25 protein-coding genes are annotated in these 25,966 nt (G+C 56.0%); 15 read left to right on the top strand and 10 right to left on the bottom strand.

All coding sequences use genetic code 11. The annotated features are described in order from the left end of the window. Window positions 1–59 precede the first annotated feature (59 nt). Window positions 60–1,793 (bottom strand): ABC transporter ATP-binding protein, encoded by a 1,734-nt coding sequence (locus tag HB779_RS00290; RefSeq protein WP_188342373.1) that lies wholly within the window; start codon window positions 1,791–1,793, stop codon window positions 60–62. Between the two features lie 444 nt (window positions 1,794–2,237). Here HB779_RS00290 and HB779_RS00285 point away from each other — a divergent pair, with 444 nt between their 5' ends. From HB779_RS00285 to HB779_RS00255, 7 genes are all read left to right on the top strand, one after another. Continuing rightward, window positions 2,238–2,507 (top strand): hypothetical protein, encoded by a 270-nt coding sequence (locus HB779_RS00285; RefSeq protein ID WP_188342372.1) that lies wholly within the window; start codon window positions 2,238–2,240, stop codon window positions 2,505–2,507. A gap of 47 nt (window positions 2,508–2,554) precedes the next feature. Then, on the top strand, window positions 2,555–2,692 hold the full coding sequence (locus tag HB779_RS00280; protein ID WP_188342371.1) for a hypothetical protein: 138 nt from the start codon (window positions 2,555–2,557) through the stop codon (window positions 2,690–2,692). A gap of 46 nt (window positions 2,693–2,738) precedes the next feature. Beyond that, the gene (gene mgtA, locus HB779_RS00275) at window positions 2,739–5,453 is read left to right on the top strand and encodes a magnesium-translocating P-type ATPase (RefSeq protein ID WP_188342370.1); all 2,715 of its coding nucleotides are present in this window, start codon (window positions 2,739–2,741) and stop codon (window positions 5,451–5,453) included. A gap of 113 nt (window positions 5,454–5,566) precedes the next feature. Beyond that, window positions 5,567–5,878, top strand: a complete 312-nt coding sequence (locus HB779_RS00270) for a hypothetical protein (protein ID WP_188342369.1) — start codon at window positions 5,567–5,569, stop codon at window positions 5,876–5,878. A 43-nt stretch (window positions 5,879–5,921) separates the two neighbouring features. Then, window positions 5,922–6,404, top strand: a complete 483-nt coding sequence (locus HB779_RS00265) for a DUF2493 domain-containing protein (RefSeq protein WP_188342368.1) — start codon at window positions 5,922–5,924, stop codon at window positions 6,402–6,404. Window positions 6,405–6,430: 26 nt separating this feature from the next. Next, on the top strand, window positions 6,431–7,147 hold the full coding sequence (locus HB779_RS00260) for an MgtC/SapB family protein (RefSeq protein WP_188342367.1): 717 nt from the start codon (window positions 6,431–6,433) through the stop codon (window positions 7,145–7,147). A gap of 197 nt (window positions 7,148–7,344) precedes the next feature. After that, a complete protein-coding gene (locus HB779_RS00255) occupies window positions 7,345–8,055 on the top strand; it encodes a L,D-transpeptidase (RefSeq protein ID WP_188342366.1) in 711 nt (236 codons plus the stop codon). 33 nt (window positions 8,056–8,088) lie between these two features. Here HB779_RS00255 and HB779_RS00250 read toward each other — a convergent pair whose 3' ends face one another. Further along, window positions 8,089–8,511 (bottom strand): helix-turn-helix domain-containing protein, encoded by a 423-nt coding sequence (locus tag HB779_RS00250; RefSeq protein WP_188342457.1) that lies wholly within the window; start codon window positions 8,509–8,511, stop codon window positions 8,089–8,091. 70 nt (window positions 8,512–8,581) lie between these two features. Between HB779_RS00250 and HB779_RS00245 the strand changes: the two genes are divergently transcribed. Beyond that, entirely contained in the window at window positions 8,582–10,873 is a 2,292-nt protein-coding gene (locus HB779_RS00245) for a heavy metal translocating P-type ATPase (RefSeq protein WP_188342365.1), read from the top strand. A 36-nt stretch (window positions 10,874–10,909) separates the two neighbouring features. Here HB779_RS00245 and HB779_RS00240 read toward each other — a convergent pair whose 3' ends face one another. The 7 genes from HB779_RS00240 to HB779_RS00210 all read right to left on the bottom strand — a co-directional run bounded on the left by HB779_RS00240 (window position 10,910) and on the right by HB779_RS00210 (window position 17,711). After that, window positions 10,910–11,596 (bottom strand): ABC transporter ATP-binding protein, encoded by a 687-nt coding sequence (locus HB779_RS00240; RefSeq protein ID WP_188342456.1) that lies wholly within the window; start codon window positions 11,594–11,596, stop codon window positions 10,910–10,912. Beyond that, entirely contained in the window at window positions 11,593–12,342 is a 750-nt protein-coding gene (locus HB779_RS00235; RefSeq protein ID WP_188342364.1) for an ABC transporter ATP-binding protein, read from the bottom strand. Before HB779_RS00235 ends, HB779_RS00240 begins: the two co-directional genes overlap by 4 nt. Next, entirely contained in the window at window positions 12,335–13,318 is a 984-nt protein-coding gene (locus HB779_RS00230; protein WP_188342363.1) for a branched-chain amino acid ABC transporter permease, read from the bottom strand. Before HB779_RS00230 ends, HB779_RS00235 begins: the two co-directional genes overlap by 8 nt. Window positions 13,319–13,323: 5 nt before the next feature. After that, window positions 13,324–14,244, bottom strand: a complete 921-nt coding sequence (locus HB779_RS00225) for a branched-chain amino acid ABC transporter permease (RefSeq protein ID WP_188342362.1) — start codon at window positions 14,242–14,244, stop codon at window positions 13,324–13,326. A 76-nt stretch (window positions 14,245–14,320) separates the two neighbouring features. Next, a complete protein-coding gene (locus tag HB779_RS00220; RefSeq protein WP_188342361.1) occupies window positions 14,321–15,457 on the bottom strand; it encodes an ABC transporter substrate-binding protein in 1,137 nt (378 codons plus the stop codon). Window positions 15,458–15,526: 69 nt separating this feature from the next. Further along, entirely contained in the window at window positions 15,527–16,945 is a 1,419-nt protein-coding gene (locus HB779_RS00215; RefSeq protein WP_188342360.1) for a 3-hydroxyacyl-CoA dehydrogenase NAD-binding domain-containing protein, read from the bottom strand. Window position 16,946: 1 nt separating this feature from the next. After that, window positions 16,947–17,711 (bottom strand): enoyl-CoA hydratase-related protein, encoded by a 765-nt coding sequence (locus tag HB779_RS00210; RefSeq protein ID WP_188342359.1) that lies wholly within the window; start codon window positions 17,709–17,711, stop codon window positions 16,947–16,949. A gap of 137 nt (window positions 17,712–17,848) precedes the next feature. Between HB779_RS00210 and HB779_RS00205 the strand changes: the two genes are divergently transcribed. The 7 genes from HB779_RS00205 to HB779_RS00175 are packed head-to-tail and all read left to right on the top strand — an operon-like array spanning window position 17,849 to window position 25,434. Then, the gene (locus HB779_RS00205; protein ID WP_188342358.1) at window positions 17,849–20,146 is read left to right on the top strand and encodes a bifunctional salicylyl-CoA 5-hydroxylase/oxidoreductase; all 2,298 of its coding nucleotides are present in this window, start codon (window positions 17,849–17,851) and stop codon (window positions 20,144–20,146) included. Next, window positions 20,147–20,911 (top strand): SDR family NAD(P)-dependent oxidoreductase, encoded by a 765-nt coding sequence (locus HB779_RS00200; protein ID WP_188342357.1) that lies wholly within the window; start codon window positions 20,147–20,149, stop codon window positions 20,909–20,911. It begins immediately after the preceding gene. Beyond that, window positions 20,908–21,411: a MarR family winged helix-turn-helix transcriptional regulator gene (locus HB779_RS00195; RefSeq protein WP_188342356.1), complete on the top strand. Its 504-nt coding sequence runs from the start codon at window positions 20,908–20,910 to the stop codon at window positions 21,409–21,411. Before HB779_RS00200 ends, HB779_RS00195 begins: the two co-directional genes overlap by 4 nt. Further along, window positions 21,404–22,216: an enoyl-CoA hydratase family protein gene (locus HB779_RS00190; protein ID WP_188342355.1), complete on the top strand. Its 813-nt coding sequence runs from the start codon at window positions 21,404–21,406 to the stop codon at window positions 22,214–22,216. Before HB779_RS00195 ends, HB779_RS00190 begins: the two co-directional genes overlap by 8 nt. A 1-nt stretch (window position 22,217) precedes the next feature. Further along, window positions 22,218–23,375 (top strand): acyl-CoA dehydrogenase family protein, encoded by a 1,158-nt coding sequence (locus tag HB779_RS00185; RefSeq protein ID WP_188342354.1) that lies wholly within the window; start codon window positions 22,218–22,220, stop codon window positions 23,373–23,375. 5 nt (window positions 23,376–23,380) lie between these two features. Then, window positions 23,381–25,006, top strand: a complete 1,626-nt coding sequence (locus tag HB779_RS00180) for an AMP-binding protein (RefSeq protein WP_188342353.1) — start codon at window positions 23,381–23,383, stop codon at window positions 25,004–25,006. Between the two features lie 29 nt (window positions 25,007–25,035). Then, complete coding sequence (locus tag HB779_RS00175) at window positions 25,036–25,434, top strand: RidA family protein (protein WP_188342352.1); 399 nt, start codon at window positions 25,036–25,038, stop codon at window positions 25,432–25,434. Between the two features lie 27 nt (window positions 25,435–25,461). Here HB779_RS00175 and HB779_RS00170 read toward each other — a convergent pair whose 3' ends face one another. Further along, window positions 25,462–25,965: a GAF domain-containing protein gene (locus HB779_RS00170; RefSeq protein WP_188342351.1), complete on the bottom strand. Its 504-nt coding sequence runs from the start codon at window positions 25,963–25,965 to the stop codon at window positions 25,462–25,464. Between the last annotated feature and the right edge of the window lies 1 nt (window position 25,966).

The raw sequence follows: 25,966 nt of genomic DNA, 5'->3' as shown, positions 1-25,966 counted from the left end.
GGAGCATACTTTTCTGTCCAGCGCTGTAAAGTTCGGCGTCAATAACAGTTCAATGTTGATCAGTGGGCGTGTGGTTCGTTTGAGCCGAACTGGACATCATAAAGCCGCTTATAAGCGCCCCCAGCTTTCAGCAATTTGGCATGTGTGCCCTGCTCAATGACGCTGGCGTCGTCCACCACGACAATCCTGTCCGCATTGCGGATTGTCGCGAGCCGGTGAGCGATCACCAATGTCGTGCGTCCCTCGGCAAGTTCTGCCAGAGATGCCTGAATTTCGCGTTCGGTTTTGGTGTCGAGCGCCGATGTTGCCTCATCCAGAATAAGGATCGGCGGGTTCTTCAGGAACATCCGGGCAATAGCCAGCCGTTGTTTCTGCCCGCCGGAAAGCTTGACACCGCGTTCGCCCACAATGGTTTCAAGTCCAGCAGGCAGCCCTGCGATCATGTCATCCAGCCGTGCACGCCGGGCGGCAAGAGCAATATCTTCGTCGGAAGCATCAAGGCGGCCATAGGCGATGTTCTCGCGGATTGATCCGCCAAACAGGAAAACATCCTGCTGGACAACACCGATCTGGCTGCGCAGCGAAGCGAGCGTCATGTCCCTGATATCGATGCCATCGACAGTGATTGCACCGGAATCAACCTCGTAGAAACGCGGCAACAGGGAACACAGCGTGGTTTTGCCTGCACCGGACGAGCCGACAAAGGCAACGGTTTCGCCAGCCTTGATCACAAGATCAATATCCCGCAAGGCTTCGCGGTCTGCAGTATAGCCGAAGCCCACCTTGTTGTAGCGGATATCGCCTTTCAACGCTGTCACGGCAATGGCATTGGGCCGGTCGGCAATATCCGGCTCCGTATCCAGAAGATCAGTGTAGCGTTTGAAACCGGCAATGCCCTTCGGATAGGTTTCGATGACAGAGTTGATCTTCTCGATGGGCCTTACAAAGACAGCAACGAGCAGCAGGAAACTGACAAAGCCGCCATTGGAAAGGCTGCCCGTAATGACGAAATAGCTGCCGGCGATCATCACGATCAGCTGAATGAGCCGCATGCTCATGTAATTTATCGACGTACTTGCCGCCATGATCCGGTAGGCACCGAGCTTGGTTTCGCGATAGCGCGCATTGTCATGCGCAAACAAGTTGCGCTCGTGTTCTTCATTGGCAAACGCCTGTACGACGCGCATGCCGCCGACATTCTCTTCGATACGCACATTGAAATCGCCGACGCGTCGATAGAGCGTCTGCGAGTTGCGCGTCATCCGTCCGCCGTAGCGGCTGGCCACCCAAGCCACGACAGGAACGATCGTGACAGTCAGCAAGGCCAAATGCGGATTGACATAAAACATCAATAGAAAAGCGCCGATGAATGTCATGACGGCAATGAACAAATCTTCCGGACCGTGATGGGCGACTTCACCGATCTCTTCCAGGTCCTTGGTAATGCGGGCGACAAGATGGCCGGTCTTGTGATTGTCGTAGAAGCGGAACGAAAGCTTCTGCAGATGATCAAAGCTTTTGCGGCGCATTTCTGTTTCGATGTTGATACCAAGCTTGTGGCCCCAATAGACGACCACGGCATTGAGCCCGGTATTGAGGATATAGACAGCCAGCAGCGCGACCGCGGCCAGAATAACATAGGTCCAATTTTGACTCGGCAACAATTGATCGACGAAAACACGCACAGCCATGGGAAAGCCGAGTTCAAGCAGGCCGGAGAGAATCGCGCAGGAGAAATCAAGCGCGAACAGGCTCTTGTAAGGCGCATAGTAGGAGAAGAAACGTTTGAGCATTTTGGACGTCATGATGAAGCGGCTGGATTGATCCGGCCTGTGGGTTGCCGGAAGGCGTTAGCACAGGCTGCCGGAATGACCTAATATCTTCGTTATTTGGGGATAAAATTGCTTATCCTGTAATACCGTCTGCGAAAGTCATTTTGCGGCTAATAAATTAGTTCGACTACAAAAGCTTGTGAGATGCATCTTTACGGTTGACAAACCCCAAGGGGCAGGCGTATCGCAATTTTGCTCGGGTTACCCGGGTCATTTTTCAAAATCACAAAGAAGACGATGGACAGCAAATCTAGCTGCGCCCTGACTTCCGTTGAAGCGGAACAACGGGCGCGTAAAACAACTAACGAGCAGGACTCAATCCGGTAGATCGGATGAGCAACGTTAGGGCCTAGGCTCCACCGTCGCTCACCTTCGGCCGGGTTGATCCGGTCAATGAGGTGAGCCATGAACATCACGTTCGCAACTCTTCCAGGCGTGCGCGCCTTCACAAATCGTATGCGTTCCCAATTTGTCGCCCAGCGGAAAACCATTCCCGCTGCGTTCGAGAAGCGCACGCATTTCTCCCATCTCCAAGCAGGATGGCGGGTCAATCCGGTCAATGGCCGGCTTGAAATGCATTGGCATGCGGATAATGAACCACCCGCTGAGGTTATGTCTCCGGTTGAAAAGCTGGGGATGGTTCTGGCCGTCTACCAATCAGGCCGCATGATCTGACTGTATTACGCCGCCGCACATCAAGCGGCTGAACAAAGGAGAACCTCATGGACGATTATCCTAGTAGGCCCGCTGCGCTGCTGATAGCAGGCGGACGCAGCGGGCCATCTCAAAAAGCAAAATCAACAAAACCGACCGTGAATGTGACGGCTCGGCACGGCTTTCTGCGCCTGATTTTCAGGTGATCCAGAGCTGGTGTCGCTGTCGCATGTTGCGGCAGGAGACCAGAAAATGAACGTTATTCTCAAGAATTCCGCATTGAATGCGGAGAAAAAAGATAGCCGGAAACTATCGATGCGAGCCGTGCGGGAAGCACAGAACGACATCGACAGCACACTCGCCAATGTCAGAAGCCATCGCGATGGTCTGACGGTCAAAGATGCAACGGAGCGTCTCGCCAAAGACGGCGCGAATGAAGTTGCGCATGACCGGCGCCCGCACGCGCTGATCCAGCTTCTCATGGCTTTCAACAATCCTTTCATCATGGTGCTGATTGTCCTTGGCCTCGTCAGTACCTTCACTGATTGCTGGCTGCCGATGCAGAGCGGCGATGCGCCTGATCCGACCAAGGTCATCATCATCTTGGTGATGGTTCTGGCCAGCGGCTTCATGCGCTTCATTCAGGAATACCGCTCCGGGAAATCGGCTGAAGCGTTGAAAGCCATGGTGCGGACCACGGCAACGGTCGTGCGGCGTACGCGTGCAACGACCCCTCCAGAGATGCTTGAAATCCCGATGCGCGAACTGGTCGCCGGCGATATCGTCCGGTTATCAGCTGGTGACATGATTCCTGCGGACATCAGGCTGATTGAATCGCGCGATCTTTATGTCAGTCAGGCGGTTCTGACCGGTGAAGCCATTCCGGTTGAAAAATACGACACGCTTGGCGCAGTTGCAGAAAAGTCAGCACTCGCCATCGCTTCCGACCAGACGGACATGCTGGATGTCCCGAATATCTGCTTCATGGGCACCAATGTGGTGAGCGGCACTGCCACAGCAGTTGTTGTGGCGACCGGTGCGCGGACCTATTTCGGTTCGCTGGCAAAATCCATTGTCGGCTCAAGGGCACAGACCGCCTTTGACCGGGGCATCAACAGTGTCAGCTGGCTGCTCATCCGTTTCATGATGGTCATGGTTCCGATCGTGTTCCTGATCAATGGTTTCGTCAAAGGCGACTGGATCGAGGCGCTGCTCTTTGCGCTGGCGGTTGCCGTGGGGCTGACCCCGGAAATGCTGCCGATGATTGTCTCGTCCAACCTTGCCAAGGGTGCCGTTGCCATGGCGCGGCGCAAGGTTGTGGTGAAGCGTCTCAACGCCATCCAGAATTTTGGCGCCATGGACATTCTGTGCACCGACAAGACCGGAACACTCACGCAGGACAAGATCATCCTTGAGCATCATGTCGATGTAACGGGCAAGCGCGATGAGAACGTGCTGCGTCTTGCCTGGCTCAACAGCCACCATCAGAGCGGCGTGAAAAACCTGATGGATCAGGCTGTCCTGCGCTTCACCGATGCGTCTTCGGAAGCCATGCGTTCCGCTGCCTTCTATCGCAAGGTCGATGAACTGCCCTTCGACTTTATCCGCCGCCGTCTTTCGGTGATGGTGGAGGGCGTTCGGGGTGAACATCTGCTCATCTGCAAGGGCGCAGTCGAAGAAATGCTGTCCATTGCTACACAGGTGCGGGACGGCAAGGAGGTTCGCGCGCTTGACGATACCGGACGGAAAGCGCTTGCGGCTGTTGCCCGCTCTTACAATGAAGATGGCTTCCGCGTTCTCGTCGTCGCAACCCGTGAAATTCCCGGCGTTGAGACCAAGGCCCAGTATGGTATCGCTGATGAGAAGGAGCTGATTGTTGAAGGCTTCCTGACTTTCCTTGATCCACCCAAGGAGACAGCAGGACCGGCTATTGCCGCTCTTGCCGGACATGGCGTTGCGGTGAAGCTGCTGACCGGTGACAATGAAGTGGTCAGCGTCAAGATTTGCCGCGAAGTCGGACTGGAGCCCGGAATCCCGGTTCTTGGCCGCGAGATCGAAAAGCTCGATGACAGTGCTCTGCGTGAACTGGTTGAAGAGCGTGTTGTTTTTGCCAAGCTGACACCTCTGCAGAAGTCACGGGTGCTCAAGGCATTGCAGGCCAATGGTCATACGGTTGGCTTTCTCGGTGATGGTATCAACGATGCACCGGCACTGCGTGATGCGGATGTTGGCATCTCGGTGGATAGCGGTGCGGATATTGCCAAGGAATCGGCCGATATCATCCTGCTCGAAAAGAGCCTGATGGTTCTGGAAGAGGGCGTTATCAAAGGCCGCGAGACCTTTGGCAACATCATGAAGTACCTGAACATGACTGCGAGTTCGAATTTCGGCAATGTGTTTTCGGTGCTGGTGGCGAGCGCGTTCATCCCGTTCATGCCGATGCTGGCTATCCATCTGCTCATCCAGAATCTGATGTATGACATTTCCCAGCTGGCTCTGCCGTGGGACCGGATGGACAAGGAGTTCCTGAGCAAGCCGCGTAAGTGGGATGCCAGGAATATCGGCCGCTTCATGCTTTGGATCGGACCGACCTCGTCGATCTTCGACATCACGACCTACGCCCTGATGTGGTATGTCTTCGCCGCCAATGCACCCGAACATCAGTCACTGTTCCAGTCCGGCTGGTTCATCGAAGGCCTGCTGTCCCAGACGCTGGTCGTTCACATGCTGCGCACGCAGAAGATCCCGTTCATCCAGAGCACAGCGGCGCTTCCGGTTCTGCTGATGTCAGTTCTGGTCATGGGGCTTGGCATCTATGTACCGTTCTCGCCGCTTGGTGCCATGGTTGGTTTGCAGCCGCTGCCCTGGGCTTATTTCCCTTGGCTGGCAGGAACTTTGCTCAGCTACTGCATTGTCGCCCAGACCATGAAGACGATCTATATCCGCCGTTTTGGCCAGTGGTTCTAAGCCATCCATCAACGGGCGGCTGATGCCGCCCGTTACCTTCCAATTCTTGAAAACTTCCAAACCTCATAAACGCAGTCAGGGGTTTGGAGAACCGGTGTCAGAGGAGATCTGATATGAGCATCATTGTTTCTGCCTTTCACTTTCAGTCCGGAGCCTCATCCAGAGGCTCTTTGGGCGGTGTGCCCAAGCGCTACTCGAAGCGATCCAATCCGCCGCGGCCGAATGGTCCTGAGTCGTGGATCAAGGGTCAACTGTTCCGGTGGATCTGCTGGATGCTGGCCGTGGCCGGGCAAATCCTGTTCTGGCTGGCTGTTCGCCTGCATCGCTGGGGGATACTTTCCCGACGCCGCAGCTGGCGCCTTGTTCAATGGTCCTCAGCCTGCAATCAGGCAGCCATCCGGATTCTTCGCCGCACGCGCTGGTAATGTGCTGTCCAATTTCAATACACAACCTGCAAGGAGCAAGATCATGCGCCTTTTAATCTCAGGCGGACGGCATTTTGATGATGCTGCAGCCATTCTCGGCGAACTCAACCGTATCCACGCGGAATACCCTATAACGGTCCTTATTCATGGTGGCTTGCCGACCATAGGGTCCGTTGCCGAAGATTGGGCCCGGCAGAACGATGTGCATATCATCCGCTATCCCGCAAACTGGTCTTTGCTTGGCAAACAGGCAGATACAAAGCGCAACCTGTTCATGCTTGGGGATAGCCGTCCGGATGCATTGCTGGCTTTTCCGGGCGGCAGGCATGTGCATGAACTCGTGCAGCAGGCTCAGGAAAGACATATTCCGGTGGTTACCGCACGCATTGTGCAGCTTCCCTCGGAAGAAGAATACTTCTCCGACAGTCCGGAGGGTGACAGTCTGTGCCAGTCAATCTGCGCGGAGATAATCTCTTTGGCGAAACTGGATATTCGGCCTGTGTTCGTTAGGTCAATGTTACCCTGACGCATCTGATATGCCGTGGTGTTGAAATGAAATTTATTCAGACATTCGATCTTTATCCGTTTCTCGATACGACGGTCAGTTTCATAGCCGCCTTTGTTTTCGGCACGCTGATCGGAGCCGAGCGCCAATACCGGCAACGAACGGCGGGACTGCGAACCAATGTCCTGGTCGCCATCGGAGCAGCCGCTTTTGTCGATCTGGCGCAGCGCATTGCCGGAACGACCGAGGCTGTACGCGTGATTTCCTACGTGGTTTCAGGCATCGGCTTTCTTGGTGCCGGTGTCATCATGAAAGAGGGCATGAACGTTCGCGGGCTCAACACGGCGGCAACGCTTTGGTGTTCTGCTGCCGTTGGTGCTTGCGCCGGGACCGATATGATTGCCGAGGCGGCGCTGCTGACCGTGTTCGTGCTTGCGGGCAATACGCTGCTCCGGCCGCTGGTCAATTTCATCAACCGCATCCCGATCAGCGAACAGGCGGCCGAGGCAACCTATGAAGTCAGGCTGATATCAAGCCACGCGGCCATGCCCGCCATGCGGGATCTGCTGGTCGAGCGTCTGGAAGATGCGGATTATCCGGTGAGCGATGTGGAGATTGCCGAGCGCGGCGATGACACCGTCGAGATCACCGCGACGCTTGTCAGTACGGCGATTGATCCACACGAAATCGATGCGGTGATAGCATTTATGGAGAAACAGGACGGCATATCCCATGGAACGTGGGAAGGCAGCACCAAAGACTAAAGTGCGAGCGTTCAAATGATATAACGTAATTTTACAGGCTGAAACATACTGTGATTATAATGCAACAGCGTCCGAGACATTGCGGTTGGCCTTGATTTTTGACACACGGTTGCCGCGATCCGTTTTAAAAGAGGGCTGAAGCGGTGTCCACGACCGTTTGTCCGCCCAGCATTTCCCATCGTTTGAAAGCATATAGAATGTCATCCCTCGTTTCACGCCGGTCATTCCTGACCGGCCTGTCGATCATTGGAGCCGCCGCGGTTTCAGCCTGTGCCCAATTGCCCAAGCAATCCCTTGAAGTTGCCGATAGTTTGAATCCCCCGATGCCGGAACAAACACCCGCACCCACCGTGGTTGCACCTGCAAAGCCGGAATATGTGAGCATGTATCAGGCTGTGGAAGAGGATGGGTACAAGCTGCCGGCTATCCCGTTCGCCAAGGTCAATGAAAAATTCCTGCGACAGGTCGTCGATGACCCGACGGGAGAGAAGCCCGGAACCATTGTGGTCAATACGGTCGATAAGTTCCTCTATCTGGTTTTGAAGGACGGCAAGGCGATGCGCTATGGCGTCGGGCTTGGCCGTCAGGGTTATTCGTGGAAGGGCCGTGCAATTGTTCAATGGAAGCGCAAGTGGCCGACATGGACACCGCCATCAGCGATGATTTCGCGCGATCCAAAGCTGGAAAAATGGCGGCAGGGCATGCCGCCCGGTGTCAGCAATCCGCTGGGTTCGCGTGCGCTTTACATCTTCAAGGACGGTCAGGATACGCTTTACCGTATTCATGGCTCGCCCGACTGGAAGTCCATCGGCAAGTCTGCATCGTCAGGCTGTGTACGTATGTTCAATCAGGACGTGATTGATCTCTATGATCGCGTTCCGGGCAAGGCACCGCTGCTGGTGATCTGACACAAATGGGGTGGCCCAGTGCCGGGCCACCACTCAGTGGTGCGGATGAGCGCACTTACCGTGATCGGCGAGAATTTCAATCACCCGGCATTCACCCACTTTGCCATGTCTGCATCCCTCAACCATCAGCTCGAGCTCGGCTTTCAACGCATTGAGGCTGCGGATACGCTGTTCGACTTCGACGAGCCGGGCATTGGCAATGCCATCGGCTGTTTCGCAAGGCTGGTTGGGATCGTCCTGGAGATGCAGCAGCGTCCGGATCGCATCGATCTCGAAGCCCAGTTCCCGCGCATGCCGAATAAACGCCAGTCTGCGGATATCCGTATCTTCATAATGTCTGCGGTTGCCATCGGTACGCGCCGGTGCGGCCAGCAAACCGATCTGCTCGTAATAGCGAATTGTCGGCACTTTGACACCGCTGCGCTTGGCTGCCTCACCAATTGAAATTTCTTTCAACATTCTGCTTGCTCCTCTAGTCACTAGAGCATGTAGCGTTGCCGTCAACAGAGTCAAGAGAGGTTGAATCATGACTGCAACGCCAACGCAAACCCGCTTCCGGGTCGAAGGCATGGACTGCGCCAGCTGCGCGGCCAAAATTGATACTGCTGTCCGCCGCTTGCCGGGTGTCGCTGACATTTCCGTTTCGGTCACTGCTGGCACCATGACAGTCAAGCATGATGAAAGTGCCGATCTGGGCGTTCTGCAGAAAAAAGTGAATGGCCTCGGCTATAAGGTTTCTCCACTGACCGCCAAAGCAGCGACTTCCGCACCTGCTGGAGCGTGCTGCGGTCATGACCATGCGAACCACAATCATGCGCATGAGGGGCATGATCACGCCGGACATGACCATGCAGATCATGATCATTCCGGCCACGATCATACAAATCATGGTCATCCGGGTGTCAGCGCTAATGCTGAAACGACGGCATCACTGGTGCAAAGTTCAAGCCCGGCCCGCTGGTGGCAAAGCCGCAAGGGCTTTCTGACCATCATCAGTGGTCTGGCTCTGGTAGCCGCTTATGCGGTAGGGAAGATATTCCCTGATATTGCCAACTGGGCTTTTGTTGTTGCGATGTTCGTCGGGCTTGTGCCCATCGCCCGCCGCGCGTTCATGGCTGCTCGCTCCGGCACGCCGTTTTCCATTGAAATGCTGATGACGATTGCAGCTATCGGTGCCGTTTTCATCGGTGCCGGCGAAGAGGCAGCGGCTGTCGTCTTCCTGTTCCTGATCGGGGAATTGCTGGAAGGCGTTGCAGCGGGCAGGGCGCGTGCCAGCATTCAGGGATTGGCTGATCTCGTTCCAAAAACCGCTTTGGTCGAACGCGGTGGTGATACCATCTCTGTACCTGCCGATGCGCTTGCCGTTGGTGATATTATTCTCGTACGTCCCGGCGACCGCATTCCGGCGGATGGCGAGATCACCGAAGGTACGAGCGAAATCGACGAAGCCCCGGTGACGGGCGAAAGTACGCCCAAGCGCAAGAGTGTCAGCGATGCGGTTTTTGCCGGAACTATCAATACAGACGGCGTGCTCCGCATCCGCGTAACGGCAACATCCAGTGACAACACGATTGCCCGCGTTATCCGGCTTGTTGAGGAAGCGCAGGAAAGCAAAGCCCCAACGGAACGGTTCATCGACGGCTTCTCGCGATACTATACGCCTGCAATCATGGTCGTGGCAGCGCTGGTCGCTGTTGTGCCGCCGCTGTTCCTCGGTGGCGTCTGGAGCGAGTGGGTCTATAAGGGTCTCGCCATACTCCTGATCGGTTGCCCATGCGCTCTGGTGATTTCGACACCTGCAGCGATTGCAGCCGGATTGTCTGCGGGCGCCCGGCGCGGCCTGCTGATGAAGGGCGGCGCAGTGCTCGAAACCTTCAGAAAGGTCACGGCCGTTGCGTTCGACAAGACAGGTACGTTGACCGAGGGCAAACCGGTGGTCACCGATATCGTCTCTCTGGGCCTGCCAGAAAAGGAAATCCTTTCGCTGGCGGCTGCGCTGGAAACCGGTTCGAGCCATCCGCTGGCCATGGCCATACTTGACCGGGCAAAGGCAGACAATATCCCGATCCTGCCATCTAAATCAGCCAAAGCCGTTTCTGGCAAGGGTGTCGAGGGAACAGTCGGGGACAAGATTGTGTTTCTCGGTTCACCGCACGCGGTTGCGGAAACGATTGCCCTTAGTGCTGAACAAATGGCCTCCATCGAAGCCTTGAATGACCAAGGTAAGACCGTTTCCCTCGTTGTTGTTTCCGGCAAACTGGCGGGGCTTCTTGCCATGCGTGATGAACCGCGTGCAGACGCTGAGCGCGGGCTTGCCGTTTTGCGCGAGCAAGGCATCAAGGCGGTGATGCTGACCGGTGATAACCGCCGGACCGCCGAAGCGATTGCTTCCAAACTGGGTATTGAACCCAGGGCCGAACTGCTGCCGCAGGACAAGCAACGGATTGTCGGCGAGATGCAACGCTCCGGCTTGACGGTTGCCAAGGTCGGTGATGGGATCAATGATGTGCCGGCTCTGGCCGCTGCCGATATCGGGATTGCCATGGGCGGCGGTACGGATGTGGCACTGGAAACAGCGGACGCCGCTATTCTGCATGGCCGTGTCATTGACGTCGCCAACATGATCGACCTGTCGAAAACAGTGATGAGCAATATTCGTCAGAACATCGGCGTTGCACTTGGGTTGAAGGCGGTCTTTCTCGTCACCACAATCATCGGATTGACCGGATTATGGCCGGCTATCCTTGCCGACACCGGCGCGACGGTGCTTGTAACAGCCAATGCTATGCGCCTTCTTGGCTGGAAGGGGCGTCAGTAACAGCAAATGTGTGACGGTTTTCTTTCCCGGAATCCGTCACACACCGAGATAGCGATCCTGCAGTTCTGCCGTCAGTTCTTGCGGCATGCCGGTCCAGACAGTGCTGCCTCTTTCAAGGATGACACAGCGGTCTGCCACCGGCAAAAGCTCGGACAATGTCTTGTCAACCACCAGAATGGACTGGCCGCGGCTTTTGAGTGTGGCAATCGCCTTCCAGATTTCCTGCCGGATCACCGGGGCCAGACCTTCCGTCGCTTCATCAAGCACAATCAGTTGGGGATTGGTCATCAGCGCGCGCCCGACAGCCAGCATCTGCTGCTCTCCGCCCGAGAGCGTGTTGGCATATTGGCCCGAGCGCTCGGCAAGACGCGGGAACAGCGCGTTGACCTCTTTGATTGTCCAGACACCACGGCGCGCTGATGCCAGCAGATTTTCTGCGACGGTCAAATTGGCAAAGCATCGCCGCCCCTCCGGGACAAGGCCGAGGCCAAGCCGGGCAATACGATAAGGCTTTGTCGCAGAAATATCCTTGCCGTCAAAGCGGATGGTCCCGTGGCGGAGAGGTGAGAGGCCGAAGATGGAGCGGATTGTTGTTGTCTTGCCCATGCCGTTGCGGCCCATAAGCGCCACGACCTCGCCTTCGGCCATGTGCAGATCGACACCAAAAAGTGCTTGCGATGCACCGTAAAAGGTCTCCACCTTGGCGAGTTCAAGCAGCATCAGACGCTCTCCCCGAGATAGGCTTCGCGCACCTGCGGATTGCGGCGGATATCATCGACAGTGCCGGTTGCTATGATGCGGCCGTAGACAAGCACTGAAATACGGTCTGCGAGGGCAAAAACTGCATCCATATCATGCTCGATGAGCAGGATTGGCGCTTCATGCCGCAATGTATCGAGAAATCCAGTCAGCCTTTTCGAACCTTCCGGCCCCATGCCTGCCATAGGTTCATCAAGCAGAAAGGCCTTTGGCTCGAGCGCCAGCGCAATGGCAATTTCGAGCTGGCGACGTTCGCCATGGGAAAGCTCGGCGCTGGGAACCGGGGCGCGGTCAACCAATCCCACACGTTCGAGCATGTGCATTGCCCTATCCTTGAGGGATGCGTCAGCCATGACGGGCTGCCAGAAGCGAAAGCTGGAGCCCTGGTTGGCCTGAACGGCGAGCATGACATTCCGCAGTGCCGAGAATTCCGGTGTTAGCGATGATATCTGAAAGGTGCGGCCAAGCCCGAGTTGCGCGCGATGCGAGACGCCGAGTGCCGAAACGTCACGGCCCATGAAATGGATCGAGCCGGTATTATGTTTCAGTGTTCCGGCGATCTGGTGAATGAGCGTCGATTTTCCGGCACCGTTCGGTCCGATCAGCGCATGAATTTCGCCGGGATAAAGATCAAGGCTGACATCGTCGGTTGCTTTCAACGCGCCGAAGGATTTGCACAGATTACAGATATTGAGGACAGGTTCAGCCATGATGCACCTTCCCGGCAAGAAGGCCAATGAGGCCGCCGCGTACAAACAGCACCACGCCAAGAAGAATAAGACCAAGGAAGAGTTGCCAATGTTCGGTCAATCCGCCCAGTGCAAATTCGAAGAGGACAAAGAGGATCGCGCCCGCCACGGGGCCAAAGAGCCGTCCGGTCCCGCCCAATATGATCAGCACGATCAACTCGCCCGACATGTTCCATGAAAGCATCGAGGGGCCTACGAAGCGATTGAGATCGGCAAAGAGCGCACCTGCAACGGCGGTGATCATGGCAGAGATAACGAAGGCGGCAAGTCGGATGCGCAAGGGCCGTATCCCGATGGATGCAACACGGACTTCATTTTGCCGTGCTGCCTGCAGGGCTGCACCGAAACGTGAATCGCGGATGCGTGTGAAGATGAACAGGACCAGCAACAGGAGGCCGTAGGCGATCAGGAAGTAATTCAATGGGTCCAGTGTATTTACGCCGGGAAAACCATTGCGCATGGTGATCGACAGGCCATCTTCACCGCCATAGGCCGGCCAGGAGATGGCGAAGTAGTAGATCATCTGCGCAAAGGCGAGGGTGATCATGATGAAATACACGCCTGATGTGCGCAGGCTGATCAACCCGATAGGCAAGGCTACCAGAGCGGCTACACCAGCGCTGACAAGCCAGATGACAGGCATCTGATCGGTGGCTGCAATCTCGATTGGCCATGTGAAAAGTGGTGTTTGATTGAAAGCGTGCGTGGCGAATATCCCGGCCATATAACCGCCAATGCCAAAAAAGGCCGCATGGCCAAAGGAGACGAGGCCGCCCAGCCCGAGCGCAAGATTGAGTCCGGCCGCAGCAAGCGCAAGGATGGCAATGCGCGTTGCAAGCGTCACATAGAATGGCTCGCCCATACCATAGGCTGCGAGCGCCAGAGCAGGCAAAAGCAGAGCGAGAGCGGTGTTGATCAGTTTTTCCCGGTTGGCCATATTATTCACGCGTTGACCGCAAAAAGACCTTTCGGCCTCACTGCCAGAATGAAGGCCATAACGATGTAGATGAGCATTGAGGCAATTGCCGCGCCTGCTGTTGCTGCCTGTGATGGTTCCATGAACAGGGTGAGCAGTTGCGGCAGAAGAAAGCGGCCCATTGTGTCAACGACACCCACAAGGATTGCGCCGATGAGCGCGCCTTTGATGGACCCGATACCGCCGATCACAATGACCACAAAAGCGAGGATCAAAACCGGTTCACCCATGCCGACCTGCACGGATTGCAGCGCGCCGACCAGCGCGCCAGCCAGACCAGCCAGTGCTGCACCAAGCGCAAAGACGATTGTATTCAGTGAGGCGATGTCCACGCCAAGAGCGCCGATCATTTCGCGGTCGGATTCACCGGCGCGTATACGCATGCCGAGCCTTGTCCTTGAGATAAGCAGATAGAGCCCGATGGCGACAACGAGACCCGCGGCGATGATGGCAAGCCGGTAGAGCTGATATTGTGCGCCTCCCGGCAAGCTGACCGCGCCTTGCAATACCGGCGGTATATCGAGGTAAAGCGGGAAGGAACCGAAGACCCAGCGGGTGCCTTCAGAAAAGATCAGAATAAGCGCAAAGGTTGCGAGCACCTGATCAAGGTGATCGCGGCTGTAAAGACGCCGGATAACGGTCACTTCAACGATCGCGCCCGCTGCCGCCGCCGCCGCAAGGCTAGCAACGAGGCCAAGCCAGAACGAGCCGGTATAGGCTGCAACGGCCGCGCAGGCGAAAGCGCCGACCATATAGAGCGAGCCATGGGCAAGATTGATCACACCCATGACACCGAAAATCAGCGTCAGGCCTGCCGCCATCAGAAACAGCATCACGCCAAACTGCAGCCCATTCAGCACTTGTTCGATTAAGAGAGCAGATGACAACTTCTATCCAATCCGGTGAACCGATGATGCAAGCGAAGGCGTGCGCGGATCAATGACCCGCGCACAATATTCCCGCTCACATCTTGCAGTCTTTTGCATAGGCATCCTGATGATCGGTGAAGCTCGTGGCGATGATCTTGTTGGTCAGAACACCGTCTTCCTTGATGACTTCACGCACGTAGATGTCCTGAATCGGATGGTTGTTGTTGCCGAACTTGAACTTGCCGCGAACAGAGTCGAACTTGGCTTCTTTCAGTGCCGCCCGGAACGCATCCTTGTCCTTGACGCTCGCTTTAGCTGCTGCCGAGAGGATAAGATTGGCAGTGTCGTAGCCCTGTGTCGCATAGAGCGATGGCAGACGGTTATACTCGGCCTTGAATGCTGCCACGTATTTCTTGTTGGCCGCATTATCGAGATCTTTCGACCAATGCGATGAGTTCTTTACCCCGATTGCCGCATCGCCAACGGCGCCGAGAACGTCCTGATCAAAAGAAAAGCCCGGACCCATGACAGGTGTGGAAATACCTGATTGCGAATACTGCTTCATGAAAGCGATGCCCATGCCGCCGGGCAGGAAGAAATAGACCGAATCTGCACCGGAAGCACGGATTTGCGCGATCTCGGTGGCATAGTCCGTCTGGCCAACCTTGGTGTAGACTTCGCCAGCCAGAGCGCCCTTGTAGAAACGCTTGAAGCCCGTCAATGCATCGGTGCCTGCGGGATAATTGGGCGCGAGAATGAAAGTCTTCTTGTAGTTGATCGTGTTGGTATAATTGCCCATTGCCTCATGCAGATTGTCGTTCTGATAGGCGACATTGAAATAATTGGGATTGCACTTGGCGCCTGCCAAAGCCGATGGGCCGGCATTGGTGGAAAGATAGAATGTCCCTTGGCCGACAACACCCGGCACCACGGCCATGGCGAGGTTGGACCAGACAATACCGGTCAGAATATCGACCTTTTCGCTCTGAACCATCTTGTCGGCGATCTGCACGGCAAGCTCAGGCTTCTGCGCATCGTCTTCAACAATGACCTTGATATCCTTGTTGCCCGACTGTTTGATTGCAAGCAGGAAACCGTCACGAATATCGATGCCGAGACCCGCACCGCCACCCGACAGTGTGGTGATCATGCCAATCTTGAGTGGTTCAGCCATGGCGGGGCTTGAAAAAGCCAGACCAAGTCCCAGAGCTGCCGCTGCTATTCTTTTCATTGCGTCGTTCCCCTTGTTTTATGGTTCATCTCAATTCTAAATTGAGCGGGGATGCAAGTCCCCGCGTGGTCAAACAGCTTCGATCGCGTCTCCAGCAAATGCGTTGATGGAGGGGCAAATTGCATAGCGGCCGGCAGCATGCAGCTTGGCGCAACGATCGAGCGTATTGACGACTGGTTGCAGCCCTAAAGCCCGCAGCATTTCGTGCGGGCCGTGCCGGAAATTCAAGCCAAGTTTCAGCGCCGTGTCGATATCTCCTGCTGTTGCCAGCCGTTGTTCGAAAGCAAACGCTGCTTCATTCACCAGCATGGCGGCAACGCGCAGAAAGATAAGCCCCGGCGTATCGGCAACCTTATGCAGGTCAATACCGAGTTCCTTTGCCTGCAGGATCATCGATTGAAGGTCGCGCTCCCGAACGTCATGGGCTGAAAAGGCGAGCGAAGGTGATTTCGTCCAGCTACCAACTTGGCGGTCCAGCACGATGGTTGGGTGCACGCCATCAGCCGATATTTCTTTGGCCGAGCGGCCATCGCTGATATGCACAGCAATGTCTGGCGACAAGGTCAATTGCTGCTTCAGGTCATCAGCGGTTAATACCCGGCTTTCGCTTGCGAGCACATTGTCCTGACGTGGATATGTGAAGAAACCGGAACCGGTTTTGCGTCCAAGCTTGCCCTTGTTTTTCATGTCTTGCAGCAAGGGCGAGGGCTTGAAGCGAGGCGATTGATGAAAGCCGTTCCAGACGGATGCGGTGGCGGCAAGGTTGATATCCACACCGACAAGATCGATCAGTTCAAATGGGCCGAGGGGGAAACCGCCAGATGATTTCAGGCATGCATCGATAATTGCAGCATCCGCCACACCGTCTTCGAGAATTTGCAGTGCTTCACCGTAAAAGGGTCGGGCGCAGCGATTGACCAGAAACCCGGGGCTGTCGCTCACTTCAACAGGTGTCTTTCCCAGCGTTCTGACAAGCTCTGCAAGGCGCTTTATGACGCTGTTACCGGTTCGAAAACCAGTGACGACCTCGACCAGTTTCATCACTGGTGCAGGATTGAAGAAGTGCAATCCAGCGAAGCGCTCGGGGTGTTGAATGGACCCGGCAATGTCGTCAACGGAAAGCGAAGATGTATTGGTAGCCAGCAAACAAGTCCCGCTGCAGATGGCTTCCAAGGCCTGAAACAATCCTGCCTTGGCGTCGCGTGTTTCGATGATTGCCTCGATTACCAAATCCGCCGGTGCGAAATCATCGAGAGCAGTCGCGACAGCGATATTTCGGGCACAGGCTTCGCGCTCTGCTGAAGCGGGTTTGCCACGCGCTATCCGCTGGTCAATCTCGGCAAGGATTGCAGCCTTTGCCTTGGCGGCCATACCGTCCTGCGCGTCATAAAGGATTGTCCGCAGACCCGAGCGTGCCATCAACTGCGCAATGCCACGGCCCATTGTGCCTGCACCCGCTACGCCAATGGTGTTGATCGGGTTTTCCACGCTATCTACCTCTAAAAACCGGTTGCCGTTTGGAGCGGAAAGCCTCGATGCCCTCGGCCTTGTCATCAGTTGAAAGCAGCAGTTCAAACGACCGGCGCTCCAAGGCAAAACCGTCGTAATTTTCCAGTGCGGTCAGGACAGCCTGTTTGGTAAATTGCAGTGCAAGTGGAGCGCCCCTGGCGAGTTTGGCTGCCAATTCTTCCGCGGTTGTGAGGCTGTCGCCGGGAAGGGTCTTATGCGAGGTGATGCCCCAGTCAAATGCCTGAGCTCCGGTGATTGTCTCGCCGGTCAGGAGCAGGCGCATCGCGCGGGATTTTCCAAGAAGTGAGGTTAACCGCTGGATACCGCCTGCGCCGGGGATAAGGCCAAGGCGGACTTCCGGTTGGCCAAAGATTGCATTGTCTGCAGCTACAATCAGATCGCAGCGCTGTGCCAATTCAAAACCGCCGCCAAGGCAATAGCCTTCGACAGCGGCAATCAGTGGCTTGCGGAATCTTGCAATGGTTTCCCATGAATGCAGCCGCAGATCATGCACGCCGTCAATCGCTGTCTTTTCGGCAATCTCACCAATATCCGCGCCGGAGGCAAAATTGCCATCGGCGCCGGTCAGGATAACTACGCGGATATCCGGCTCGCGATCAAAGCGGGAGAGCTCTTCCGCCAGTTGCCGCAGCATGCTGGTGTTGAGAGCATTGCGTGCTTCGGGGCGCGTCAATGTCAGGATGGCATAACCATCCTTCACATCGGTTTGGATATAGTTTTCCATATCGCATCCCCCCTGCAGTTTGCTCTGCTTGAGAAGACTATCCGCATAAATCGAAAATTATTCAAGCTTGAAATTTCAAGCTTGAAATTATTTTGATGCGGTGACACGATGAGCAAGGTCGAACGGGAGTATGCCTTATGAGGATCGCTTGTCTTGGAGGAGGGCCCGCCGGTCTCTATTTCGCGATCAGCATGAAGCTGCGCGATCCCGGCCACGACATTACAATTATTGAACGCAACAAGGCTGACGATACATTTGGCTGGGGCGTGGTGCTATCAAGCGAAACGTTGTTCAACCTTGCGGCGAATGATCCGGTCAGTGCCGAGGCGATCCGCGCGCATTTCGCGTATTGGGATGATATTGCGGTTCATTTCAAGACCACGGAAACGGTGTCGACGGGGCACGGCTTTTGTGGCATCGGCCGCAAGAAACTGCTGATGCTGTTGCAGGATAGAGCGCGCGAGCTTGGTGTTCATCTCCAGTTCGAAACAACGGTCGAGGATATTGCTACCCTTGCCCAAGAGTATGATCTCGTTGTCGCTGCTGATGGCTTGAACTCACGCGTCCGCTCGGCTTTTGCCGAGCATTTCAAACCGGAAGTCGATACACGCAAATGCAAATTTGTCTGGCTCGGCACGCATCAGAAGTTTGACAACGCTTTCACCTTCATTTTCGAAGAAACCGAGCATGGCTGGGTTTGGGCTCATGCCTATCAGTTTGACGGTGACACCGCGACATTCATCGTCGAATGCAGTCAGGAAACCTGGGATAGGTTCGGCTTCGGCAGTTTGAGCCAGCAGGATTCCATCGCGATCTGCGAGCGGATTTTTGCAAAATATCTCGGTGGCCATGCATTGATGACCAATGCCAACCACATTCGCGGTTCCGCCTGGATCAGCTTTCCGCGTGTGTTGTGTGAAAAGTGGTCGCATGACAACGTGGTTTTGCTGGGCGATGCGGCCGCGACGGCGCATTTCTCCATTGGTTCAGGCACCAAGCTGGCGCTGGAAAGTGCGATTGCGCTGGCTGGCTATTTGAATACAGAAAAGACTGTCAAAGACGCCTTTGCCAAATATGAAGACGAACGGCGCCTGCAGGTGTTACGCCTGCAATCGGCGGCACGCAATTCGCTCGAATGGTTTGAGGATGTCGAGCGTTACTTTGATCTCGATCCTGTCCAGTTCAACTATTCCCTGCTGACCCGCTCGCAGCGTATCAGCCATGAAAACCTTCGGTTGCGCGACAGGAAATGGCTGGCAAGCGCCGAGACATGGTTTCAGGAACAGGCGGGTGCGGGGAAGAATACACATCGTGCGCCGATGTTTGCGCCGTTCAAGCTGCGCGAAATGGCGTTGAAAAACCGGATCGTGGTTTCGCCCATGGCGCAGTACAAGGCTGTCGATGGCACCCCGACCGACTGGCATCTGATTCACTATGGCGAACGCGCCAAGGGCGGAGCCGGTATGGTCACCATTGAGATGACCTGCGTCAGCCCTGAAGGGCGGATCACACCCGGTTGTACGGGCATGTATGCGCCTGCACACGAAACCGCGTGGAAACGGATTGTTGATTTTGTCCACAGCGAGACTGAGGCGAAGATCAGTTGTCAGCTTGGGCATTCCGGCGCGAAAGGTTCCACCCGGCTTGGCTGGGAAGGTACGGACGAGCCATTGCCCGATGGCAATTGGCCCGTTCTCTCGTCCTCGGATTTGCCATGGTCGGCAAACAATCAGACACCGACTGCCATGACGCGGGCCGACATGGACCGCGTGCGCGACCAATTTGTCGCCTCGGCTGAAATGGCGGAGCGCGCCGGTTTCGACATGCTCGAAATCCACGCGGCGCACGGCTATCTGCTGTCATCATTCATCACACCGGTTATGAATAACCGGACGGATGCCTATGGCGGTTCGCTGGAAAATCGCATGCGTTATCCCTTGGAAATCTTCCATGCGGTCCGACTGGTCTGGCCTTCCGAAAAGCCGATATCCGTACGCATCTCCGCCAATGACTGGATGGGTGAACAGGGTATCACGCCGCACGAAGCTGTGGAGATTGCCCGCCTGTTGCAGGAGGCTGGTGTCGACATTTGCGATGTATCGGCGGGGCAGACATCGGTTGAGGCAAAACCAGTCTATGGCCGCATGTTTCAGACACCGTTTTCAGACCGCATCCGCAATGAGACTGGAATGGCGACCATGGCCGTCGGCAATATTTATGAGCCGGATCACGCCAACTCCATCCTGCTGGCCGGGCGTGCGGATCTGGTCTGTCTTGCCCGCCCGCATTTGGCCGATCCCTACTGGACCCTGCATGCAGCCGTGGCGCTTGGCGATAAAGGCGTGACGTGGCCGAAACCCTATTACCCGGGCCGGGACCAGATGTATCGCCTCGCTGAACGCGCTGAAACTGTTACACCAATCGAGGGCGCGTAGATGACCGGGTTACTCGAAGGAAAGATTGCTCTGGTCACAGGCGGCGGTTCCGGTGTCGGCGCTGCCATTGCGCTTGCCTTGGCAGAACAAGGCGCGCAGGTGGTGATTGCCGGGCGGCGTATGGATGCTCTCAATGAAATCGCAGCACAGTCAAAGCGGATTATCCCGATTGCTGCCGATGTCACCGACGAGACATCATCGCGCGAATTGTTTGAGCGTATCGGCAAGGATATCGGCCTGCTCGACATTGCAATTGCCAATGCAGGGGCTGCGGCAAGCGCGCCCTTCCTGAAACTTGATCTGCAGACGTGGCAAAGCCAAATCGATCTCAATCTCACGGGTGTGTTCCTGACGTTTCAACTGGCTCTTCCAGCGATGTTGAAGAAGGATAGCGGGCGGTTGATTGCCGTAGCTTCCACAGCGGGTATCAAGGGCTACCCCTATGTTTCCGCCTACTCTGCGGCCAAGCACGGTGTGATTGGGTTGACACGCTCCCTTGCGCTGGAACTGGCCAAGACAGGTGTCACCGTAAACGCAATCTGCCCCGGTTTTACCGATACGCCGCTGCTTGAGCGTTCGATTGACACCATTGTGCAGAAGACGGGCAAGAGCCGGGAAGATGCGGTTGCCGCACTTGTTGCATCCAATCCGCAGAAGCGGATGATTCAACCGGACGAAGTCGCGCAAACCGTGCTCTGGCTGTGTGGTCCGCATTCAGGGTCGGTCACCGGTCAGGCCATATCCATTTCAGGAGGCGAAATATGAGCAATAAGAACAGCCAGTCCGCCGCCCTGAAACCGGAACCTGCGCTCGTCAAGCAAAGCCTGCGCGTCTGGCTGAAAATGCTCAAAGCGACAAAACATGTCGAAGCCATTGTACGCGAGAATCTGCGTGTCGAGTTCGATACGACACTGCCGCGCTTTGATGTCATGGCCGCGCTTTACCGGTTCGAGGATGGGTTGAAGATGAGCGAGTTGTCTTCGGCTTTGCGTGTCTCCAATGGCAATGTCACGGGCATCATTGAGCGGCTGGTGTCCGACGGTGCCGTATTGCGGGTGCCGGTTGCCGGTGACAAGCGCGCCATGCTGGTCCGCCTCACGCAGCGAGGGCGTGATGAATTCGCCAGGATGGCTGCCGCGCATGAGATCTGGATCAACGAGATTTTCGGAAGCCTGCCTTCTGATGTCTCGGCCGAACTGCTCGCCACGCTGGATACGATCGAACATGCGCAGGGGCTACATAACGGGGAGGAACACGATGCGTGAGATGGCGAATTACAAGGCCACGCATTTCAAATGGGACGTGACCGACGGCATCGCTGTTGTCTCGCTCGACCGGCCGGAGCGCAAGAACCCGCTGACCTTCGAAAGTTATGCGGAACTGCGCGATTGCTTCCGCGCACTTGTCTACGCGGACGATATCAAGGCTGTGGTCTTTGGTTCGAATGGCGGCAATTTCTGCTCCGGCGGCGATGTGCATGACATTATCGGACCGCTGTTGAAAATGGACATGAAAAGCCTGCTGGAATTCACCCGTATGACGGGTGATCTGGTCAAAGCGATCATGCATTGTGGCAAGCCGGTCATCGCTGCTGTGGATGGTGTTTGCGTCGGGGCAGGTGCGATCATTGCCATGGCGTCGGACCTGCGTCTGGCCACACCAGCTTCCAAGACGGCATTTCTGTTCACCCGTGTCGGCCTTGCCGGATGCGATATGGGCGCTTGCGCCGTCCTGCCGAGAATTATCGGTCAGGGCCGTGCTGCCGATCTGCTTTATACCGGACGCAGCATGTCTGCAGAAGAAGGCGAGCGCTGGGGTTTTTACAACCGCATTGTCGATGCGGACGCGCTGGATGAGGAAGCGTTGAAACTGGCGAAACGCCTCGCCGATGGTCCGACATTCGGCCATATGATGACGAAGACCATGCTCAATCAGGAATGGTCGATGTCGATCGATCAGGCGATTGAAGCCGAGGCGCAGGCACAGGCGATCTGCATGCAGACGCAGGATTTCCAGCGTGCCTTTGATGCTTTTGTGGCGCATCAGACACCGTCATTCAAGGGCGACTGAGATGAGTGATCGCAGCTTTTTGTCCTGGCCTTTTTTCGAAGATCATCACCGGCATCTGGCGGATGACGTCGAACAATGGGCAGGGGCGAACACCGGGCAAATTGACCACGACAATACCGATGAGGCTTGCAAAGCGTTGGTTGCCAAGCTTGGCGAGGCAGGGCTGCTTGGGCACACGGCGATCGATCCTGACAATCGTGCGAGTAAGCTTGATGTTCGCAGCCTTTGCATCATCCGCGAAACACTGGCGCGGCATGATGGACTGGCGGATTTTGCCTTCGCCATGCAGGGTCTTGGAACGGGCGCGCTTTCTCTCTTCGGAACCGATGAACAGAAGCAGTTCTGGCTGACAAAAACACGCGCAGGCAAGGCGCTCTCGGCCTTTGCCCTCAGCGAGCCGCAATCGGGCTCGGACGTCGCCAATCTGGAACTTGCAGCGGTTCGCGACGGCGATCATTTCGTTCTCAATGGTGAGAAAACCTGGATTTCCAATGGCGGCATTGCTGATGTCTATACGGTCTTTGCCCGTACAGGCGAGGGCGATGGTGCAAAGGGAATTTCGGCCTTTATCGTCCCGGCAGATACACCCGGCCTTGTCATTGCCGAGCGGCTGGAGGTCATCGCTCCGCATCCGCTGGCGAGGCTGGTTTTTGACAATTGCCGTATTCCGGCATCAGCGCTGATCGGTGCGCCGGGGCAAGGTTTCCGCATCGCCATGTCGGTGCTTGATGTATTCCGTTCCACCGTTGCAGCTGCGGCGCTGGGTTTTGCCCGCCGCGCGCTCGATGAAGCTGTCCAGCGTGCCAATGGCCGTCATCTGTTCGGCGCGCCCATGTCCGACTTGCAGATGGTGCAGGGCCATATCGCCGACATGGCGCTTGATATCGATGCTGCCGCTCTGCTGGTCTATCGGGCTGCTTGGCTCAAAGACAGTGGTGCGGAAAGGGTCAGCCGCGAGGCGGCGATGGCCAAACTCTATGCCACCGATCATGCGCAGAATGTGATCGACAAGGCAGTTCAGATCCATGGTGGCGATGGCGTTCGCAAAGGGAGTGTTGTCGAGCGCCTGTACCGGGAAATCAGGGCATTGCGCATCTATGAAGGCGCGTCGGACGTACAAAAAATAATCATCGCAAGGCACGAACTTGCCAGGGGATAAAAAGAATGTTGGGACCATCGGCGCATACGGATCACTTTACCCGAGATAATCTTCCTCCGTCCGAGGAATGGCCGGAATTGCTGATGGATAACTTCCAGTATCCGGAATGGTTGAATGCCGCCGTGGAACTCACCGACGCCATGGTTGCCAAGGGTTTCGGTGACAATACCGCGCTCATCGGCAATGGCCGACGCCGCACCTACAAAGAACTGACCGACTGGACCAACCGGATAGCCCATACCCTGGTTGAGAATTATGGTATTGAACCGGGCAACCGCATTCTCATTCGTTCCGCCAACAATCCGGCCATGGTGGCCTGCTGGCTGGCCGCAACAAAGGTTGGCGCGGTCGTGGTCAACACCATGCCGATGCTGCGGGTTGGCGAGCTTACGCAGATTGTCGACAAGGCAGAAATCTCCCTGGCGCTCTGCGATACCCGCTTGCTGGAAGACATGGAAACGTGCGCCAAAACAAGCAAGTTTCTGAAACGCGTTGTCGGCTTTGATGGAACGGCCAATCATGAGGCCGAACTTGACCGGATTGCGCTCGATAAATCCGTCCGCTTTGAAGCGGTAAAGACCGGGCGCGATGATGTGGCGCTGCTCGGCTTTACCTCGGGCACCACAGGCGAGCCGAAGGCGACCATGCATTTCCATAGGGATTTGCTGATCATCGCCGATGGTTACGCCAAGGAAGTGCTTGGTGTCCGCCCTGATGATATTTTTGTGGGATCGCCCCCTCTTGCTTTTACCTTTGGTCTGGGTGGCCTTGCCATTTTCCCATTGCGGTTCGGTGCGGCGGCCACGTTGCTGGAACAGGCCACACCGCCCAAGATGATTGACATTATCGAGACCTACAAGGCGACGATCAGCTTCACCGCACCGACGGCTTACCGTGTCATGCTGCAGGCAATGAACGAAGGCGCGGATCTGTCTTCGCTGCGTATCGCGGTGTCTGCTGGTGAGACTTTGCCGGCACCGATCTACGAAGCATGGATGCAGAAAACCGGAAAGCCACTGCTCGATGGTATTGGCGCCACGGAAATGCTGCATATCTTCATCAGCAACCGGCTGGAGGATTCCGGGCCGGGCAAGACAGGCAAACCCGTCACCGGATATCAGGCGATCATTGTTGACGATGACATGCAGCAGGTACCGCACGGTGAGATCGGCAGGCTTGCGGTGCGCGGCCCGATCGGCTGCCGTTATCTTGCTGACAAGCGCCAGGCCAATTACGTGCGTGACGGCTGGAACCTGACCGGCGATTCCTTCTATCAGGATGAGGACGGCTATTTCCATTTTGCTGCACGTTCCGACGATATGATCATCTCGGCCGGCTACAATATTGCCGGACCGGAAGTGGAAGCGGCGCTGTTGGCCCATCCCGATGTCAGTGAATGTGCGGTGATCGGTGCGCCCGATGAGGAGCGTGGTCAGATCGTTCAGGCGCATATTGTTTTGCGCGGCGATATTGCTCCGAGTGCCGAAACCGTCAAACGCTTGCAGGATCATGTCAAACAGGTCATAGCGCCGTACAAATATCCGCGGTCGATCAAATTTCTCGACACACTGCCAAAGACGGCAACCGGAAAGATACAGCGGTTTCAGTTGCGCAAGGCGTATCAACAATAATGAAGAAAATAATCAGGTAGGAAACTGGAATGGCAGAGATCATACACCCGCAGGGCTGGCCGGCGGCAAAGGGCTATTCGAACGGCATGATGGCCGAGGGCAAGGCCGTTTTTGTCGGCGGACAGATTGGCTGGACCAAGGATCAGGTGTTCGAAACCGATGACTTTGTCGCGCAGGCTGAACAGGCCATGCGGAATATTGCCGATGTCCTGTCCAGCGCCGGTGCGCAGACGACTGATCTGGTGCGCCTCACATGGTTTATCACGGACAAGAAGACTTATGTTGCCGAACAGAAGCAGCTGGGTGAGGCCTATCGCCGGGTGTTTGGCCGCCATTACCCAGCAATGACACTCGTACAGGTTGTGGCGCTGCTGGAAGACCGGGCATTGGTGGAAATCGAGGCAACCGCTGTCATTCCTGTTCGCTGAGATGCGAACAGGAATTTTGTGTTTCGGTCAAACGGTCCTGGCGCTGGCAGCGAGAAACGCGAGCTTGGCCGGCATTGCCAGCAGCTTGGAGCGTTCCACCCGTTCCGGCGTATAGTGATGCTCCACGTCGAGGCAATTAACGGTGCCCAGCAATTCTCCGGCTATCACCACGGGAATGTTGATGACGGATCCGCATCCCAGTGCCCAGATCGTTTCATGGTCGGAAAAAACAGTCGCGATATCGGCAATCGTGTTGGCGACGAATGACTGCTTGTCCTTATGGACAGTGTCGAACCAGCGATCATAATGAATAGGCTTGGTCCCGGAAACCGGATAGCTGACGGCGTCAGACGTGTATTCACGTCGGGCCAGTTCATTCTTCATGTCGACGGTCATGATGGTGAACAGTTTCGCGCCGATCAGCTTTTGTGTGAGCACTTGCAGTGCCTGCCAAGGCGCGTCAGCCTGCGTGTCACTGGCAATGCGCGTGTCAAACTCGGTCAATGCCGCTGCTATCTCATCATGTGTCATT

Source organism: Phyllobacterium sp. 628 (assembly GCF_014189505.1).
In the GTDB taxonomy this organism is placed as follows: Bacteria; Pseudomonadota; Alphaproteobacteria; order Rhizobiales; family Rhizobiaceae; genus Phyllobacterium.
The sequence above is the reverse complement of the archived record's forward strand: the minus strand, read 5'-3'. Positions and strand labels throughout refer to the sequence as shown.

Bases quoted from the DNA above. Each gene is read 5' to 3' on its own strand.
- HB779_RS00190 (WP_188342355.1), top strand. From the start codon at position 21,404: ATGCGTGAGATGGCGAATTACAAGGCCACGCATTTCAAATGGGACGTG.
- HB779_RS00280 (WP_188342371.1), top strand. From the start codon at position 2,555: ATGGACGATTATCCTAGTAGGCCCGCTGCGCTGCTGATAGCAGGCGGA.
- HB779_RS00200 (WP_188342357.1), top strand. From the start codon at position 20,147: ATGACCGGGTTACTCGAAGGAAAGATTGCTCTGGTCACAGGCGGCGGT.
- mgtA (WP_188342370.1), top strand. From the start codon at position 2,739: ATGAACGTTATTCTCAAGAATTCCGCATTGAATGCGGAGAAAAAAGAT.
- HB779_RS00245 (WP_188342365.1), top strand. From the start codon at position 8,582: ATGACTGCAACGCCAACGCAAACCCGCTTCCGGGTCGAAGGCATGGAC.
- HB779_RS00255 (WP_188342366.1), top strand. From the start codon at position 7,345: ATGTCATCCCTCGTTTCACGCCGGTCATTCCTGACCGGCCTGTCGATC.
- HB779_RS00175 (WP_188342352.1), top strand. From the start codon at position 25,036: ATGGCAGAGATCATACACCCGCAGGGCTGGCCGGCGGCAAAGGGCTAT.
- HB779_RS00265 (WP_188342368.1), top strand. From the start codon at position 5,922: ATGCGCCTTTTAATCTCAGGCGGACGGCATTTTGATGATGCTGCAGCC.
- HB779_RS00270 (WP_188342369.1), top strand. From the start codon at position 5,567: ATGAGCATCATTGTTTCTGCCTTTCACTTTCAGTCCGGAGCCTCATCC.
- HB779_RS00260 (WP_188342367.1), top strand. From the start codon at position 6,431: ATGAAATTTATTCAGACATTCGATCTTTATCCGTTTCTCGATACGACG.
- HB779_RS00235 (WP_188342364.1), bottom strand. From the start codon at position 12,342: ATGGCTGAACCTGTCCTCAATATCTGTAATCTGTGCAAATCCTTCGGC.
- HB779_RS00220 (WP_188342361.1), bottom strand. From the start codon at position 15,457: ATGAAAAGAATAGCAGCGGCAGCTCTGGGACTTGGTCTGGCTTTTTCA.
- HB779_RS00210 (WP_188342359.1), bottom strand. From the start codon at position 17,711: ATGGAAAACTATATCCAAACCGATGTGAAGGATGGTTATGCCATCCTG.
- HB779_RS00205 (WP_188342358.1), top strand. From the start codon at position 17,849: ATGAGGATCGCTTGTCTTGGAGGAGGGCCCGCCGGTCTCTATTTCGCG.
- HB779_RS00230 (WP_188342363.1), bottom strand. From the start codon at position 13,318: ATGGCCAACCGGGAAAAACTGATCAACACCGCTCTCGCTCTGCTTTTG.
- HB779_RS00180 (WP_188342353.1), top strand. From the start codon at position 23,381: ATGTTGGGACCATCGGCGCATACGGATCACTTTACCCGAGATAATCTT.
- HB779_RS00285 (WP_188342372.1), top strand. From the start codon at position 2,238: ATGAACATCACGTTCGCAACTCTTCCAGGCGTGCGCGCCTTCACAAAT.
- HB779_RS00185 (WP_188342354.1), top strand. From the start codon at position 22,218: ATGAGTGATCGCAGCTTTTTGTCCTGGCCTTTTTTCGAAGATCATCAC.
- HB779_RS00290 (WP_188342373.1), bottom strand. From the start codon at position 1,793: ATGCTCAAACGTTTCTTCTCCTACTATGCGCCTTACAAGAGCCTGTTC.
- HB779_RS00195 (WP_188342356.1), top strand. From the start codon at position 20,908: ATGAGCAATAAGAACAGCCAGTCCGCCGCCCTGAAACCGGAACCTGCG.
- HB779_RS00170 (WP_188342351.1), bottom strand. From the start codon at position 25,965: ATGACACATGATGAGATAGCAGCGGCATTGACCGAGTTTGACACGCGC.